The sequence below is a fragment of the Olsenella sp. oral taxon 807 genome, from assembly GCF_001189515.2.
Taxonomy (GTDB): domain Bacteria; phylum Actinomycetota; class Coriobacteriia; order Coriobacteriales; family Atopobiaceae; genus Olsenella_F.
In genome coordinates this window covers 1647316-1662548 of sequence record NZ_CP012069.2, presented here as the reverse complement: position 1 = coordinate 1662548, position 15233 = coordinate 1647316, and the positions used below count along the sequence as shown (strand labels likewise).

Genomic DNA, 15233 nt, shown 5'->3' with positions numbered 1-15233 from the left:
CGACCAAACCCCGCAGACCCGCTGTCCGCATCTCGCGCCCTTCTCGAGGGGCGCGTCGAGTGAGGCCGTATGCGACGATGTAACGGTAACCGAAATCGATCAAATGGGACTGCAATGAGCACCCTAGGCCGGGTGCCCGAACACACTAAACTGAGGAGCGGCCTCGCCCTCATTCTTCTCAGCGTCCAGAACGTCACCACACTTCTCTGAAAGTTACCCGAAGCCTTTCACACATTGCTGTCATACTCGATTTCAACCGAATGATTCAGTGCAACGAATCTCAAGCTCATACCCCAAGCGATACAATCCGCTCCTTCTTGATCCTCGAGACAAGGAAGAAAGAGACAGCGAAAAGGCCCACGCCGATCGCAAGCGAAACAACTACCAGGTAGCCCGGAATCAAGCTTCCAGCCAATTGCACGGAGAGGTTCCAGATCCCCATGTAAGCAAGGATTGGAAATAGTATTCCGAATACATCCATATTCTTAAAATACCAGTATGCGACCGATATCAGGGACAGTAAGCCAAAGCAGAGCATGGGCATCGTTACAAACGTCAGCGCAGCCGACAGGGCTGTGTACCGTATGCTTAGATGATAATACACACTCACGAATCCCGCATTTAGACCTACCGTCAGTAGTAGCAGGACAGTACTGACCAAGACAGCAGCTGCCATCTTAGCAAGCCAGATAGCTGTTTGATCTGCTCCGGAAGCTAGCACGACATGTATCGCCTTGCACTTTCTCTCATCGTAGATATATCTGTTGACCAACGTGTGCCCGACAAAGAGAATCAAGATTACCGACATGTACATAGAGATGCTTCCAAGCTGCACAGCCGTGGTGTCAGGGTCGAGATGTAATTTCATCACCTCCTCCATCGTCATGTATTGCAGAAGATTGGTCATTGCAATGGACATTATCATGACCGTTTTCATCGACCTGAGCGTTTCTAGAAGCTCCTTCTTGAGGAAGGCCTTGAATACAGCCGACCAATTCCTACTCATCTTCAACCACCCTTAGATATCTGCATGCCATGTCTTTCCCCTCGCGCAAGCCGAACCTGTCCAGTGGCTCATCGACCAGAAGCCTGCCCTTTTTGATGATAATGATCCTTGAGGCCAAGTCCTCTATGTCCGCCATGACGTGGGATGTGAGCATCATGGTCATCCCGTACTTCTCCCGACACGCATGTATCACCCGAATGGTCTTTGCCCTGTTCTCGATGTCAATTCCATCAAACGGCTCATCCATGAGCAGCAGCTTGGGATGCAAGGACAGGCTGCGGACGAGAGCCAACTTCCTCTTCATGCCCTTTGAGTATGTGGAGACCCTACGATCGATCTCGTCTCCCATATCAAGTTCTTCCATCAAGTGGAGTGCGGAACTCAATTCCTCTTTCCGCTGAAAGGTATCAAGAAAGAAGGAGAGATTCTCCCGAGCTGTCAGCCTCTCATAGAGGCCATTCTCATCGAAAAGCGATGCTACAGTCCCGTACAAGGCAGTGTACTGCCTCTGTGTGTCAGAGCCGAGGATCTGGATATTGCCAGCTTGGATCTCTATCAGTCCAAGGATGCTCCTTAGGGTCGTTGTTTTCCCAGAGCCGTTCGGGCCAAGGTATGCGAGTACGTCACCTTCGTCGATGGAGAACGTGATGTCATTCAGGGCACGTTTTGTACCATATGTCTTTGTGACATGGTTTACGCACACGATCTGTTTCAATTTTTGCCTCCCCCATCACGCTGACATTCACAACCCCAGATCCCAGAGGGTGAATTGTAAGCACAAATCATTGTAGAGAATTTAGGTTCCGTTTCTAAGAGCTGTTCTGTCAGCGCACAATCGGTGCCTGTGAAACGATTCTCGCAATGCATGCAAATGCTCGCTCGTCTCCTTTCGAGGGTGAGATGAACCGACATCACGGAGAGGGGAGCGGTAGAGGGGAGACGGAGCCTCGTGTCTGAGGTCCACCTTTCCGAGAAACACATAGGGAGAGCCGAGGCTTGATCTCGTCCTAGTCGTGTGCCACCATGTCCTTTCATCGAGAGAAAAGGTTCGAAATCGTCCTTGACTCCCGACGGTGGCAGCGAATGTGCTTTCATGGTGAGTGTTGGGTTCCATCCGTCGTGTGGTCGCGGGTAGGGCTGTCAGCTCGATGTGAGGGAGGGGTGGTGTCTGCCATGCTCGTAGACAGGGACCTCAAAGGGTTCGCAGATGCGCTTGCCGCCAAGGAGCCGGTACCGGGCGGCGGTGGGGCTGCGGCGTACGCGGGCGCGCTCGGCGTTGCGCTTGGATCCATGGTCGCAAACTTCACGCTTGGGAAGCGGCGTTACGCCGCCTACGAGGACGACCTCAGACGCATCCTTACACAGGCTGCGGACCTCCGTGCGCGCCTCGTTTCCCTGGTGGATGAGGACGCGGCGGCCTTTGCGCCGCTCGCGCATGCCTATGGCATCCCTAAGGGCGATCCCTCTCGCGACGAGGCCCTTGAGGCTGCGGCCAAAGCTGCCTGCGACGCGCCTCTCAAGACAATGGAGCAGGTCTGCCGTGCCATCGCGCTTCTCGAGGAGCTGGAGGAGAAGGGATCGGGGCTGCTCATCTCGGACGTGGGCGCAGGCGCTCTCCTGAGCCGCGCCGCCCTCGAGGCGGCGAGCCTCAACGTTTTCGTGAACACCCGGTCCCTCAAGGACCGCGCGTACGCGGAGGCCGTTGAGGCTCGCTGTGACGAGATGCTCGGTACGTGGTGCCCGCGTGCCGAGGCGCTCGCCGCCAAGGTCATGGGCCGTATCAGGGAGGAAGGGTAGTTATGGCGAGGTTGCTTCGGGGTGCACCTGTCGCCCAGGCGCTCACCTTGAGCCTCAAACCCCGTGTCGAGGCACTCAGGGACAGGGGCGTCGTAGCGACGCTCGCCGTCGTGCGTGTGGGCGAGGGGGCTTCCGACCTTTCCTACGAGCGTGCGGCGCGCAGGCGCATGGATGCCGTCGGCATCGCCACCAAAGGCATAGCCCTGCCTGCCGATTGCTCGCAGGCCGAGCTCACGGACGCGATCGATCGCGTCAACGAGGATGCGGGCATCCATGGTTGCCTGATACTGCGTCCGCTGCCTAGGACGCTCGACGAAATGGCCGCCTGCGCGGCACTCGACGTCGCAAAGGACGTCGACGGCGTCACCGCAGGCTCGCTCTACGGCATGTTCGCGAACAGGCAGGTGGGGTTCTCGCCCTGCACGGCCGAGGCCGTCATGAAGCTTCTCGACTATTATGGCGTGGAGCTTGCTGGCGCCAAGGTGACGGTCGTCGGGCGCTCGCTCGTGATAGGCAAGCCTGTGTCGATGCTGCTTCTGGCGGCAGACGCCACGCCCACCTTATGCCATACGCACACGAGGGAGCTCGCCGTAGCCTGTCGTGATGCGGACGTCGTCGTCGTGGCGGCAGGGCATGCCAAGGTTGTGGGGGCAGCTGCGGTACATGCCGGGCAGGTCATCGTGGACGTCGGGACCAACTGGGATGAGGAGGCCGGCACGCTCGTGGGCGACGTGGACTTCGACGCCGTCGAGCCTAAGGTCGCGGCTATCACGCCCGTACCGGGCGGCGTCGGGGCCGTGACGACGGCGATTCTCGCCAAGCACGTCATCGAGGCGGCGGAAGGGTTAATCTCATAGCCATGGAAGACGGAAGCGTGCGCGAGCGCCTGCACAAGGGCATCGTTGCCCACACCCCGATCGACGGCGCGCCTGGTCCCTGCTCCCATGGGGATGGAGGCGTCGATGGCCCTCGCATAGAGGCGGCCATCCGTGAGCTCCTCATCGGTATCGGCGAGGACCCCGACCGAGAGGGCCTTAGAGATACGCCGAGCAGGGTGGCCCGCGCCTGCGAGGAGATCTTCGGGGGTATGCGCGAGGACCCGGGCAGCCACCTGCGCAGGCAGTTTCACGAGCCGGGCAACGAGGACATGGTCATCGTCAGGGACATCCCCTTTGTCTCCACCTGCGAGCACCACCTCTTGCCCTTCGTGGGTCATGCCCACGTATGTTACATCCCGCGCGACGGTCGCCTCTGCGGCCTCTCGAAGATAGCTCGCTGCGTGAGCGGCTATGCCCGTAGGCCCCAGCTCCAGGAGCGCCTCACGGCGCAGGTGGCCGATGCCCTGTGTCGCGAGCTCGATCCCCTTGGCGTGCTCGTGGTGCTCGAGGCCGAGCATACCTGCATGAGCATCCGGGGCGTCAAGAGCTCTGGCGCGCAGACGGTGACCTCCGCCGTGCGCGGCGCGTTTCGAAACGACCCCAAGACGCGCTCGGAGGCCCTGCGCCTGCTTGGGCTTCCCACGTCCGTGCGGGGCGGCTAGGCCAGGGGCAGGTCGTAACGTCGAGTCGGGTGTAGCCTCTCAGGGTACGGATGACGGTGTGTCTCGGCTCCTGGGCCCCATACCCGGCGTAAGGGCCTATACTCAACGGGCAGAAGGGTGGCCGTCGGATGGAGGGGCGATGATACGCCGTCGGATGGAGGGGTGATGGTATACAAGAGCATACTTGAGGCCGTGGGACATACGCCACTCGTGCGCCTCAACAGGGTGGTTCGCCCCGGCATGGCGCGCGTGCTCGTAAAGTACGAGGCCATGAACGTGGGAGGCTCCATCAAGACTCGTACCGCCCTGCGTATGGTCCGCGAGGCGGAAAGGCAAGGCAGGCTCCATAAGGGCAGCATCATCGTCGAGCCCACGAGCGGCAACCAGGGGATCGGCCTGGCCCTTGTGGCGGCGGTGCTCGGCTATAGCGCCCGAATCATCATGCCGGACTCGGTCTCCATCGAGCGGCGCCGTCTTGTGAGCCAGTACGGGGCGCTCGTGCTCACCGAGCACGACGACGGCGACATCGGTGCCTGCATCCAGGCATGCATCGCCCGTGCCCAGCGGATGGCTGCCGAGGACGAGAACGTCTACGTGCCCCAGCAGTTCGAGAATCCCGCCAACGTCGTGGCCCAGTACGAGGGCACGGGCGCCGAGATACTCGCAGACGCCGACAGCCCCATAGACGGGTTTTGCTCGGGCGTCGGCACGGGTGGCACCATAAGTGGTGTGGGCAGGGCGCTGCGCGAAGCTAACCCCCAGACCCTCATCTGGGCGGTGGAACCCGACCAGGCGCCCGTCCTTTCTGGCGGCAAGGTGGGGACGCACCTCCAGATGGGTATTGGCGATGGCATCATTCCCGCCATCCTCGATCGCGACATCTTCGATGACGTGGTCACGGTCAGCGACTCCGCTGCCATGGGCATGGCGCGAAGCCTCGCACGCGAGGAGGGCCTCATGTGCGGCATCACCTCGGGTACCAACGTGGTGGCGGCGCTTCGCATGGCCGAGCAGCTCGGAAAGGGCAAGACGGTGGTCACGGTCCTGCCAGACACTGCGGAGCGCTATATATCCACCCAGCTCTTCTGCGAGGGGTAGCGTATGGCGCGAGGGCAGAGGAGGGGAGTCAGGGCCGAAGGGTACCAGGTTCCCTTCGAGGTCTTGGACCTCAGCTACACGGAGGCGCTCCAGACGCTGCGCGCGGCGTGCAAATTTGGCATCCAGCCCATGCTCGAGACGGTCGTCGATATGCTCGCTGAGCTGGGCGATCCTGACCTGAGCTTTCGCAGCCTGCAGATAGCCGGCACTAACGGCAAGACGTCCACTTCGCGCTACGCGGCGGCGATCCTTCGCGGACAGGGTCTTCGCGTTGCGCTCTACACCTCGCCTGAGCTCGTGAGCCTTACCGAGCGTATGGAGGTGGACGGTGTTCCCGTGAGCGAGAGCACCTTCGCTCGCGGCGTCGCGGCCGCCGCCGAGGCAGGCCGTCGCGTGAACATACGACGTCGCGCGTCAGGGGAGCGACCCTATGACGTGACGCAGTTCGACATACTCACCGTAGCCGCCTGCGTGGCCTTCGCACAGGCGGACGTGGATGTTGCTGTGCTCGAGTGCGGCATGGGGGGCCGCTGGGATGCGACGAGCGCCGTGAAGTCGATAGAGGCGGTGGCCGTCACGGGCGTGGGGCTCGACCATACGCGCATCCTCGGTGATACGCTCGAGGCTATCGCCGGCGAGAAGGCAGCCATCATCAGGTGCGGGCAAAGCTGCGTGCTCGGTGTGGGCACGGCGACGCCCGACAGCGTGGAGGACGTGTTCTTGGACCGGTGCCGCTCTCAGGACGTCACCCCTGTCCTCCTTCGCCCGGAGCGCCTTGAGGATGCGGCTGGCGAGATGCACGCGGGCGTCCCGCGCAGGCACGTGAGCCTCTTGCAGGCGAGCTACCGTATCACCAACAGGCCCAGGTGCCTCGGTGCCCCCCTTGAGCTGACGGTCAGGACGCCGCGCAGGGCCTACACGGGCCTCACCGCCCTCAAGCCAAGCTACCAGGCGGCCAACATCGCCTGCGCCGTCACGCTCACGGAGGTCTTCCTGGACGGCGAGCTTGACGGGGACCGGCTTCTTAAATCCGTCAGGCAATGCCCGACACCGGGGCGTTTCTCCCTGCTTCGCCCTAACCCTCCCGTGCTCGTTGACGCCTGTCACAACCCGCAGTCTGTGGATGCCTTTCTCGCTGCCCTGCAGGACATTGCCCCCGATCCAGCCACGCGCCCACCCCTGCTCTGTGCCGTCCTTGCCGACAAGGACGTGGGAGGCATCGTGTCGCGCCTCGCTCGTGCATTTCCTGCCGTCGTCTGCACGCAGACGTCCTCGTCGCGCTCCCTGGGTGCCGACGAGCTTGTCCGACGCTTCTTGGCGGCAGGGGCAAAAGTCACAGGAAGCTACGGGAGCGTCGCTGCCGCACTTGCCGCCATGAGCGCGGGGCCTCTCGTAGGTTGTGGGTCTATCACGCTTGCTGGTGCGCTTGCTGCACTCCTTGCGTAGTTTTGCTAGAATTGCCAGAGCGGTGCCAGTAGGCCAGCAGCAGACAACCGGATGACAGAGTTCACACAGCCCTGCCCCTATCGCGAAGGAGCCCACGCTTCATGTCAGACCTCCTTGATCAGCTCATCACCCCCGAGGTGCGCATGGTCCTCTACCTCTTGGTAGCCTGCGTCGTGATGCTTTATGTCTTGGCCATCGTCTATGTGATCCGCGACGCCCAGCGCCGTGGTGCCGAGCCTTGGTGGCTATGGGCGCTGATCTCCGTGATCCCCGTGGTAGGCCTCTTGGCATACGTGATCCTGCGGCCCAGCTCCTACCTGGTCGATCGCGAGGAACAGGACCTTGATATCGCGTTGCGTGAGCACCAGCTCTCACACTACGGTATCTGCCCCAAGTGCGGTGCACCCATCGATCGCGACTTCGTCGTGTGCCCCATCTGCAACACGCAGGTGCGAAACGTCTGCCCCACCTGCCACAGGCCGCTGAATGCAGACTGGAAGGTCTGTCCCTACTGCCGTACCCGTATCCAGTAGCCCGGCAGGGACGCGCCCGGCGCTCCTTGCGCCCCAGCCGATGGCGCCTTGGTGGCGATTGCATCGGTTTGGGCAGGAATACTTCGATTTATGACATGACATGACGGCCCTTCTCGCATAGATTTCGTCCCAAGAAGGCGAAGCGAGCGAGAAGGAGGCTGGTGTGTCATGGGGTATGCGGGTTTGCTCTGGCGTTGTGTTCTCAGAAGTCCAATCGTCTATGTGATCGTCGCGATTCTTGTCGCGACGATGGGAGCGCCGGCGCTCATCCCCACCCTCGTGTGGGGAGACGAGATGGTTCGCCAGAACCTTGCGTCAAGCCTCACGCTCGCCGAGGAGAACGAGGCGAGTGGGGCCTACGCCTCTGCTCCGCAGCGTTTGCAGGACCTCGCGCGCGATGAGCTCTCTGAGATGAGGCTGGCACGCGGCGCTACATCACGGCACGACTTCTGGGTGCATATGTACCGCTCTCAGCTCATTCAGATGGAGGATGCAAACGCAGGTTACCTGTCTGCCGATCGGCTGCTCCTTGAGGCTGATCTCGCGTACTTCGAGGGCATGTCAAAGCTCGTCGAGCCCCGTGAGATCAGCGATTCGACCCAGATGCCGGCGACGGAGTTTCTCTCCTTTGCGCTCGCATCGACGCCAGGCATCCTGTGGCTGCTTCCCGCCGTTGCCATCGCATACGCGCTGCAGCGCTCAGCGCGAAGGGGGCGCCTCATGGACGCCCGGACTCGTTCGCGTGCGCGCAGATTGCTGTCACTGTGCGCGGTGGGGCTACTTTTGACCCTCGTCGTCCTTGTCGTCGCCTGGGCGCTCGTGCTCGCGCCCGTGATGGTGCGAAACGGTATGGGTGACCCATCCTACCCCGTTGTCCTCATCCGGGGCGGAAAGGTGAGCGTCTCCACGGCCCTACGCTCAGGTTTGGGCTGCGTTACGCTCATACTGCTTTCCAACTGGTTTCTCATCCTGTTGTCCACGGTCATCAGCGAACTGACGGGTCGCTTGGCGGCCGGCCCTGCCGTGGCGCTTGTTCTTTGCGCCGTGCCGCTCTCGGACAGCTACTTCCTGAGCGCGTCTGTGCATGCGTCCGTGCTTGGCATGCTACCCACCACGTACCTCTTCCCATCACCGACGACGGGGTACGTGGGCGGTTTTTTTGTTGACCTCACACCCGGGGTGCAGCTCAGCCTCGCTGGTGGGGTCGGCGTGCTTGTTGGCTGCGCGGCCCTCGCGCTCGTCGTGGGGGTCGGATCCTGCGGGCTGCGCCGTATGGCGAGGGGTGCTATCCTGCAAGGAAGGGGGCAGGTGTCATGCTGAGCCTTAAAGGTGGCTCCATCGGGTATCGCAGGGACAGCGTGCTGCTTACGGACGTCGAGCTCTCCTTGCCAAGCGGGGCCGTCTGGGGCCTCATTGCCCCGAACGGTCGGGGCAAGACCACGCTCATGAGGACCATGGCGGGAGACGATCGTGCTCTCATCTTGGGTTCGCGCTCTGCCGACGGTGTCGAGCCCCTCGACGAGGCAGAGTACTCCCGCCTGGTCCTGTACGCTCCGGGGGACGACTCGCTGCTCGACCCTGGGATGAGCGCTCGCTTTCACCTTAAGGCGACTCGAAGGCTCTGGGCCTCCCCGCGCGAGGTGGCCGAGGTGGCCGAGGAGCTCATGGTCACGCCCTTTCTCGACGTGCCGGTGCGCAGGCTCTCCCAAGGCATGCGCCAGCAGGTGACCCTCGCCATAGCTCGCATGGCAGGGGCGCGCTACACGCTGCTCGACGAGCCGATGAACGCACTCGACCCGATCAAGGCGCAGAGGGCCTCCCTGGTCGTGGCGAGGATGGCTAAGGAGGGAACGGGAGTCATCATCTCGTCGCACATAGTGAGCAAGCTCGAGGAGTTCTGTGACTCGGTCGTGGTCTTTCGCGGCACGGTGCCAATCGTCGTCAGAGGCTCGGTCGACTACGAGAGGCTATTCGAGGAATGCTACGGGGGAGGTGATGACGCTATCGGTTGTACAAGGGGAAGGCATAGCTGAGTGCTACCCCCTCCTCGAGGTGAGGAGGGCGATGAGCTCGCGCTGAGAATGGACGTCGAGCTTTCCGTACGTCTTCTGCCGGTGCGTCGCCACCGTGCTGCGGGCCAGGCAGAGCTCGTCAGCTATCGCCGATACGTTCAGCCCCTGTCCGAGGCGGAGGGCAACGGCGCACTCCGCCTCGGACAGTCCGTGCCCACGCAGCCAGGCTTCTGCAGGCTGGGCACACTCGACCTCTCGCAGACGTGCCATTGCCCTAAAGTCCCTTAGGGTCAACGTCACTGCGACCGTTGCGAGCGCAGAGGCTGCCACAAACAGCAGGGCGTAGGTCACGGCGCTTTGGGCGACAGGCAGCAGGCCGTCCAACGGTCCCGTCCCGCAAAAGACGCCGACAAAAAACGGGGCCGCTACGCCCAACGTAAGGTTGGCAGTTCCTTTCTGCTCCCTCCAGAGGAGTGTCGCTAGCAGGGGAAGGGAGCAGACGACTGGTCCGAGGGCAAGGATGGGGCTGCGGGTGTCCATGATGCAGAACCATGAGGATGCGATGCCAGCCAGAAACCCCGCCAGGGCCAGAGCAAGCATCCCCGACGGGAGGGGCAGCCGTCGCTGTGAGGGGTCGGCGTCGGCGGGGATGTCGGGGGCGGCTGCGAGCGCGCCGGCAAGACCGCAGGCAAAGCATGTCAGCCACCCCCAGTTGCTGAGCGCGCGCGTCTTGGACTCAACGAGCAGGACGAGCAGCCACTGAAGCGTGAGCATGAGCCACGGGAGGGCACCGGCATATCTCTTGCTCCCGCCGTCCGGCTGGCCCTGGGCAGGACGGCGGCGGGCCCCATATGCCTCGCCGACAAGTATCCCTACCAGTAGGCCGATGGTGATGATCGGCTTCTCGTGTTCGATAGAGCTGGGGTACCAGGCGACAAAGCCGAGCGGAAGGGCGGAGAAGCTGAGCGCGACGATCGCGAGCGCCTGCCTGACATCGCCCAAAGACCCCGATCCCCTGCGGGTCGGCCGTCTCTCAAGACGGGCCTCTTTGCCCTGCTCGCTCTGCCTGCGCGCAATCAGGGCGAGCAGGGCGGGTGTGCCCTTTACCCCCGCCTTCTTGCATATACGCGAGCGATATGTGCTCACCGTTCCCATGGAAAGTCCCAGGCGCGAGCTGGTCTCCCTGACCGTCTCGCCCGCGACGATGCCTGTGAGCACGTCGCCCTCGCGCGAGGAGAGCCCAAGCTCATGTGCCATGGTCTGAAGGTCTTGCTTGGGGCAGGCCTGCGTGCTAACCCGTTCGGCGGCGCCACCTTCCGTTGCGCTTGCCCTGCCAAGTCGCACCAAGGACACGCAGGAGACGATGGCCAAGACGAGGGCTGTGGGGACAAGCAGGGGCTGCTTCTCGTCCAGAGGATAGATGACGCTACCGCTCCCATAGAAGCCCTGCTGCCAGAGGAGGAACGCACAGGTTCCACAGGCGGCCGCGATCGACAGCAGGGCCTCGTCCCAGCCGGCCCTCTCCCTTTGTACCATAAGGGACGAGAGGAGCACGGGGGCGCCCGCCCACAGAAGGCACGACCAGCCAAGCAGAGGTCCGCTTACAGGCAGCCAGGACTGGAGTAGGGAGCAGAGGCCCGGACCGAGCAGCAGCAGCGAGTAGGCATACGAGAGGGGAGAGCGGCGCGGACTCGACAGCCGCATCAGGGCGGACGCGGCCGATAGCCCTACTCCGCAAAGCGCCAGCGTCGAACCGATCGCATCTGCGGTGCCCGCGTCCAGGGGTGTGAGGGGGATGGTCTTGCCCAGCAGCCGCAGGCCAAGGATGACCATCAGGGGCATCGAGAGGTTGGCAAGCGCGAGTGAGATAGCCCTCCCGGCATGGAGTGTCCGCTCTGGCCCGCTGCGGTGGGCCTGTGAGGCGGTCCCCAGTCCCACGAGAAGTCCTGACAGAAACTCTAAGGTGGGGATCAGGTACGATACGGCGGGCCAGGGCGAGAGCGGCTTGGCGGTACAGAGGAGCAGCAGGAGGAGGCCGGATACCTCCATGCGACGGAAGGTGGTCTTTCTGAGGCTGCGCCCCTGCCAGGACAGGCCGACCGTCTCGGCAAGCAGCCCCAGCGCAAGTCCCGTAAGCCCGCTCATCGACGTCCAGACTCCCAGCAGGCAGCACAGGTAGAGGTAGCCCACAAGGATCAGGAGGAAGGTGGGGACGGGACCCCTGTGCCCAGGTCCTGAAGTTTGGGGGGCCATATCGGTCTTTGTTCCGTCCGTGTCGTTACCCGACCTTGCCATCTGTCTCTGAATCTCCTCTGAGCTGGTAGCGTCGACGCTCCATTATAGGGTACCGAGCACCCCGTCCGTCTGGGCCCCGCCGTCCCGCCTGCTCCAACGCCCCTCTGCCCCCACCGTCCTGTCTGCTCCAACACGATGTGAGTGATTCACTCACATCATGTTCCTGAAGTGAGTGAATCACTCACATCGAGATTCTATTCAGTAAGTCTCTGAGCTGGGCATATGTAATTTGTTCTCCTAAGGTAACACCATTTTGGGGTCGAAAAATCACTCACATCGCGATGATGATGTGAGTGAATCACTCACATCGCGCCATCTACGCCTGGCGAAGCCCCGCGCGCCGCGCCCCGACCCCGCGCGCCGCGCCCCGGGCCGATTCCTGCCGACGCGTGCCCCATCCCTCAGAGCGGTTGGTGGCAGGGACGTCGCATCCATTCGAAGAGGGACAGCCGCGCGCGAGCGACACCTGGGTCGTTCTCTGCCCCCATGATGTCGGCGCCCATGTAGCGCGCGACCCTCCGCATTGCGCGCAGGAAGTCCCCTCTGCGTCTGAAGTGTAGCGAGGAGAAGGTCACGACGGAGTAGCCCGCTGCCCTCAGGCCATCGGCGCGGTCCTTGTCCCGATCCGAACTCGAGCGTTCCCCGTGGTGCAGGCGGCTGTCGTATTCGCAGATGACCGGCCTGGCACTGAACAGCAGGTCAGGGTAGCGTAAGCCACTGCCCACAATGCGGGAGTCTTCGCCCAGAAATGTCAGCGGCGCGTTGAGCGCGAAGTCTCCCATCCAGTAGCCGCCCTGCGTTGCGGGAAGCGCGAGCGCCGTGGCGAGGTCCGTCTCGCGCGGGGAGAGGCTGCCATCCCTGACATGGCGGATTGCCTCGCAGGCCCTTCGCACGTATCGTCGTCCCTTGACCTTCCCAAGGTACTCCTTGATGGAGCCCGTTGAGCTCACTGGCTCAAGAAATGGCACAAAGCCGTTCTCGTGTGTTGCATCGATGCAATAGTTGCCGCATAGCTCGTGGCCGACAGCGATGAGCTCCCACTGGGTAAGGTCGCCGGCGAGAAGCAGAAACAGGAGTTCTGTTGATGGGAGGTAGACCCCATCCGATACCATCATGAATGACCCTGGAGGGAGAGTGCCTGTCAGCAGGTGGTGGCGTATGCCCTTGAGCCTGTGTCGTTGCGAGCGATCGGGAACGAGTAGGTCAAGCTTGCCGGTGCCTGTCAGGGGATGGGTGGAACACGTACGCAGAAGGAGGGGAATGGTCTCCTCTCGGGAGACGGACCGATGCCCGACCGCGCCCTCCCGATGCCCGCCCGCGCCCTCCCGATGCCCGCCCGCGCCCTCCCGGCGACTTGCCTGCTTGTCATCTGGAACGAGGGCATGCAGGTCACCGGCATTGCCGAGCGAGTGGGCGCAGGTCTGGCACGTCACGACTCGGGGCCAGGGGAGCTTCCCCTGGCGAATCCGGCGCCATGCCCTCAAGGCGGTCATATGTCCCAGAAAGAGTCTCATGGCAAGACCGTAGCGCATGTTGGGGTACGCAGGCAGAAGTTCTCGATTCCAGCTTGTGGCACGCGTGCGGTCAGCATGCGCGTAACTTGCAGAATGGCCTCGTTTGCGCAGCTCCGGGCCATAAGGGTAAGCGAAGATCTTGGAAAAGTGCTCGGTGATGGAGGCGACTTGGGGCGCCGACGGCCCTTGGTGGCCCTTGGGGACTCCCGCGCCCGTCAGTGACCAAGCGTCTTTCTGTACTCGCTCGGCAGCATGCCTACCTCGCGCCTGAACAGCGCCGAAAAGCGGCTCGCGCAGTTGTACCCCACCGCGCGGCCGACCTGCTCGATGGTGAGGTCTGGTTGGCGGAGCAGCAGCTCTGCCTGGCTCATGCGCCGTCCCTGCACGTATTGGGTGACTGTCTTGCCGTTTGCCCTCTTGAAGGCCGCCTTGAACTTGGTGGGGCTCATGCAGGCTATGGCGGCCAGATCGGCGGTGCGCAGCGTGGCTGAACAGTGGTCGTCAATGTAACATATGACGTCGTGTATGCGCTCTCGGTCGGCGGAACTCATCGATCCCGCCTCCTCGGTCTCCTCCCTCCTCGATCGCTCTACGATGAGCCCCATCGCCTCGAGGACCTTACCCTCGTAGTACAGCTGGCTGCGCCCCTCGTCGCCCCTTTGGGGCCAGAGCCGACTGAGCAAGGCCTTCATCTGAGGGAATTCGTCATCGCGTCCCAGCGAGGCGAAGGCCTGCTCCACGTTGCGAAACTTGCCCTCGTACTCCTGCTCCAAGAATCTTGCCGAGAATGCGGGCGACACCTCGATTGACACGCTCTGGACGGGCATGTTGCCATGGGCCACGCCCCGCCATGGACTGCCGCCGATGCTCCGTCCCCAGATGCTGTTGGGCCTCAGCTTGCGATAGGGGCTGAATTCCTCGCCCGCTATGGACTTGAACCAGGTGACGGTCAGGTAGTCAGGTAGCCTCGAGTCCATCACGTAGTCGCCGTCCATTACGAAGTCGTGAATGCTGATGCTCCACAAGGCCTCTTCGGGTGAGAGAAAGTGGAACCATCCCCTGCACGGCTCACCCTCGGACCGATAGGAGCGCCAGAGCGGGCCAAAGCCCTCCGGGGAGGGGGCTCGTGCGAAGCCCGAGCTCCTGAGGGCCGGTCCTTGGAATGCGTCCTTCATAGCCTTGTCCTTCCATCGTATGACGATGAGACGTTAGTGGGAGACGATTCGACAGACATCGCCAGGTAAGGTCAGGTTGCCCCCATCCCTCCCTATACTCATGGGATAAAGATAGCAGAGGTTTACATAGCATGAAAGGACGGAGATGACACAGACGAGAGACGCGGGGACGCCCGAAAGGGGCCTCACCGCCAGGGACCTTGTCACAACCGGCATATTCACGGCCCTCTACCTGGTGTTCATGATGGTGGGCGGTATGCCGTTCGCGCCCAACCCACTGCTCACGTTCTGGATGCCGGCTGCGGTCGCCCTGCTCACGGGTCCTGTCTACCTGCTGCTTATTGCCAAGGTCCCCAAGCATGGACCGCTGGTCGTCCTCGGCGTCGTCGAGGGGCTCATCCTGTTCGTGACCGGCATGTACTGGGGCTGGGCGGTCGCCTGTGTCCTTCTCGGTATCGTGGCGGACGTCGTCGCCGGCATCGGTCGTTTCAGGAGTAAGGCCCTCAACCTCTTGGCATTCGTCGTGTACTCGCTCTCGCCCATGGGCTCCTACCTCATGCTCTGGCTCGACCCGGAGGCCTATGGGTCGTACCTGGTGGGTAGGGCCACAGATCCAGAGAGTGTAAAGACACTGACTGTCTACATGGACACCATGAGGTCTGCGGCCACCGACTGGATGCTGCCCGCGATGATCCTCGCTGCCGTGGCGTGCGCCGTCGCGAGCGGCCTTTTGGGCCTGCGACTGCTGCGCAGGCAGTTCGAAAAGGCCGGCGTGACGGCTTAGGGTGGGAACGAGTCCGCGCATGCAAACGAAGCG

The 15233-nt window shown here is 62.6% G+C and carries 14 protein-coding genes; 9 read left to right on the top strand and 5 right to left on the bottom strand.

Annotated elements, in window-relative coordinates; all coding sequences use genetic code 11:
* Positions 1-286: 286 nt before the first annotated feature.
* Both ADJ70_RS07035 and ADJ70_RS07030 read right to left on the bottom strand, forming a co-directional pair.
* Complete coding sequence (locus tag ADJ70_RS07035; protein WP_050340456.1) at positions 287-1006, bottom strand: hypothetical protein; 720 nt, start codon at positions 1004-1006, stop codon at positions 287-289.
* Positions 999-1721, bottom strand: coding sequence for an ABC transporter ATP-binding protein (locus ADJ70_RS07030; protein WP_050340454.1), 723 nt, complete (start codon positions 1719-1721; stop codon positions 999-1001). Before ADJ70_RS07030 ends, ADJ70_RS07035 begins: the two co-directional genes overlap by 8 nt.
* Before the next feature lie 458 nt (positions 1722-2179).
* Between ADJ70_RS07030 and ADJ70_RS07025 the strand changes: the two genes are divergently transcribed.
* The 8 genes from ADJ70_RS07025 to ADJ70_RS06990 all read left to right on the top strand — a co-directional run bounded on the left by ADJ70_RS07025 (position 2180) and on the right by ADJ70_RS06990 (position 9453).
* Entirely contained in the window at positions 2180-2803 is a 624-nt protein-coding gene (locus tag ADJ70_RS07025) for a cyclodeaminase/cyclohydrolase family protein (RefSeq protein ID WP_050344488.1), read from the top strand.
* A 2-nt stretch (positions 2804-2805) separates the two neighbouring features.
* Positions 2806-3660, top strand: coding sequence for a bifunctional 5,10-methylenetetrahydrofolate dehydrogenase/5,10-methenyltetrahydrofolate cyclohydrolase (locus ADJ70_RS07020; RefSeq protein WP_050340452.1), 855 nt, complete (start codon positions 2806-2808; stop codon positions 3658-3660).
* Positions 3661-3662: 2 nt separating this feature from the next.
* Positions 3663-4343 carry a GTP cyclohydrolase I FolE gene (folE, locus tag ADJ70_RS07015; RefSeq protein WP_083443874.1) on the top strand — a complete coding sequence of 227 codons (681 nt, stop codon included), beginning with the start codon at positions 3663-3665 and terminating at the stop codon, positions 4341-4343.
* A 165-nt stretch (positions 4344-4508) separates the two neighbouring features.
* Complete coding sequence (locus ADJ70_RS07010; RefSeq protein WP_050340450.1) at positions 4509-5441, top strand: PLP-dependent cysteine synthase family protein; 933 nt, start codon at positions 4509-4511, stop codon at positions 5439-5441.
* Positions 5442-5444: 3 nt separating this feature from the next.
* Positions 5445-6887 (top strand): folylpolyglutamate synthase/dihydrofolate synthase family protein, encoded by a 1443-nt coding sequence (locus ADJ70_RS07005; protein WP_050340449.1) that lies wholly within the window; start codon positions 5445-5447, stop codon positions 6885-6887.
* Between the two features lie 101 nt (positions 6888-6988).
* Complete coding sequence (locus tag ADJ70_RS07000) at positions 6989-7420, top strand: zinc ribbon domain-containing protein (RefSeq protein WP_050340447.1); 432 nt, start codon at positions 6989-6991, stop codon at positions 7418-7420.
* Positions 7421-7588: 168 nt separating this feature from the next.
* On the top strand, positions 7589-8740 hold the full coding sequence (locus ADJ70_RS06995) for a hypothetical protein (protein WP_050340445.1): 1152 nt from the start codon (positions 7589-7591) through the stop codon (positions 8738-8740).
* Entirely contained in the window at positions 8734-9453 is a 720-nt protein-coding gene (locus tag ADJ70_RS06990) for an ATP-binding cassette domain-containing protein (RefSeq protein ID WP_050340444.1), read from the top strand. The genes ADJ70_RS06995 and ADJ70_RS06990 overlap by 7 nt, the downstream gene beginning before the upstream one ends.
* 3 nt (positions 9454-9456) lie before the next feature.
* Here ADJ70_RS06990 and ADJ70_RS06985 read toward each other — a convergent pair whose 3' ends face one another.
* The 3 genes from ADJ70_RS06985 to ADJ70_RS06975 all read right to left on the bottom strand — a co-directional run bounded on the left by ADJ70_RS06985 (position 9457) and on the right by ADJ70_RS06975 (position 14416).
* Positions 9457-11727, bottom strand: a complete 2271-nt coding sequence (locus ADJ70_RS06985) for a helix-turn-helix transcriptional regulator (protein WP_050340443.1) — start codon at positions 11725-11727, stop codon at positions 9457-9459.
* Between the two features lie 401 nt (positions 11728-12128).
* Positions 12129-13241, bottom strand: a complete 1113-nt coding sequence (locus ADJ70_RS06980; protein WP_172674459.1) for a hypothetical protein — start codon at positions 13239-13241, stop codon at positions 12129-12131.
* A 215-nt stretch (positions 13242-13456) separates the two neighbouring features.
* Entirely contained in the window at positions 13457-14416 is a 960-nt protein-coding gene (locus tag ADJ70_RS06975) for a helix-turn-helix transcriptional regulator (protein WP_050340439.1), read from the bottom strand.
* 145 nt (positions 14417-14561) lie between these two features.
* On the opposite strand from ADJ70_RS06975, the gene ADJ70_RS06970 reads away from it, so the two are divergent.
* Positions 14562-15200 carry an MptD family putative ECF transporter S component gene (locus tag ADJ70_RS06970; RefSeq protein ID WP_050340437.1) on the top strand — a complete coding sequence of 213 codons (639 nt, stop codon included), beginning with the start codon at positions 14562-14564 and terminating at the stop codon, positions 15198-15200.
* Positions 15201-15233 lie beyond the last annotated feature (33 nt).

Coding starts and splice junctions, on each gene's coding strand:
- ADJ70_RS06990 (WP_050340444.1), top strand. CDS start 8,734: ATGCTGAGCCTTAAAGGTGGCTCCATCGGGTATCGCAGGGACAGCGTG.
- ADJ70_RS06995 (WP_050340445.1), top strand. CDS start 7,589: ATGGGGTATGCGGGTTTGCTCTGGCGTTGTGTTCTCAGAAGTCCAATC.
- ADJ70_RS07025 (WP_050344488.1), top strand. CDS start 2,180: ATGCTCGTAGACAGGGACCTCAAAGGGTTCGCAGATGCGCTTGCCGCC.
- ADJ70_RS07005 (WP_050340449.1), top strand. CDS start 5,445: ATGGCGCGAGGGCAGAGGAGGGGAGTCAGGGCCGAAGGGTACCAGGTT.
- ADJ70_RS07000 (WP_050340447.1), top strand. CDS start 6,989: ATGTCAGACCTCCTTGATCAGCTCATCACCCCCGAGGTGCGCATGGTC.
- ADJ70_RS07020 (WP_050340452.1), top strand. CDS start 2,806: ATGGCGAGGTTGCTTCGGGGTGCACCTGTCGCCCAGGCGCTCACCTTG.
- ADJ70_RS06980 (WP_172674459.1), bottom strand. CDS start 13,241: ATGAGACTCTTTCTGGGACATATGACCGCCTTGAGGGCATGGCGCCGG.
- ADJ70_RS06985 (WP_050340443.1), bottom strand. CDS start 11,727: ATGGCAAGGTCGGGTAACGACACGGACGGAACAAAGACCGATATGGCC.
- folE (WP_083443874.1), top strand. CDS start 3,663: ATGGAAGACGGAAGCGTGCGCGAGCGCCTGCACAAGGGCATCGTTGCC.
- ADJ70_RS06975 (WP_050340439.1), bottom strand. CDS start 14,416: ATGAAGGACGCATTCCAAGGACCGGCCCTCAGGAGCTCGGGCTTCGCA.
- ADJ70_RS07010 (WP_050340450.1), top strand. CDS start 4,509: ATGGTATACAAGAGCATACTTGAGGCCGTGGGACATACGCCACTCGTG.
- ADJ70_RS06970 (WP_050340437.1), top strand. CDS start 14,562: ATGACACAGACGAGAGACGCGGGGACGCCCGAAAGGGGCCTCACCGCC.
- ADJ70_RS07035 (WP_050340456.1), bottom strand. CDS start 1,006: ATGAGTAGGAATTGGTCGGCTGTATTCAAGGCCTTCCTCAAGAAGGAG.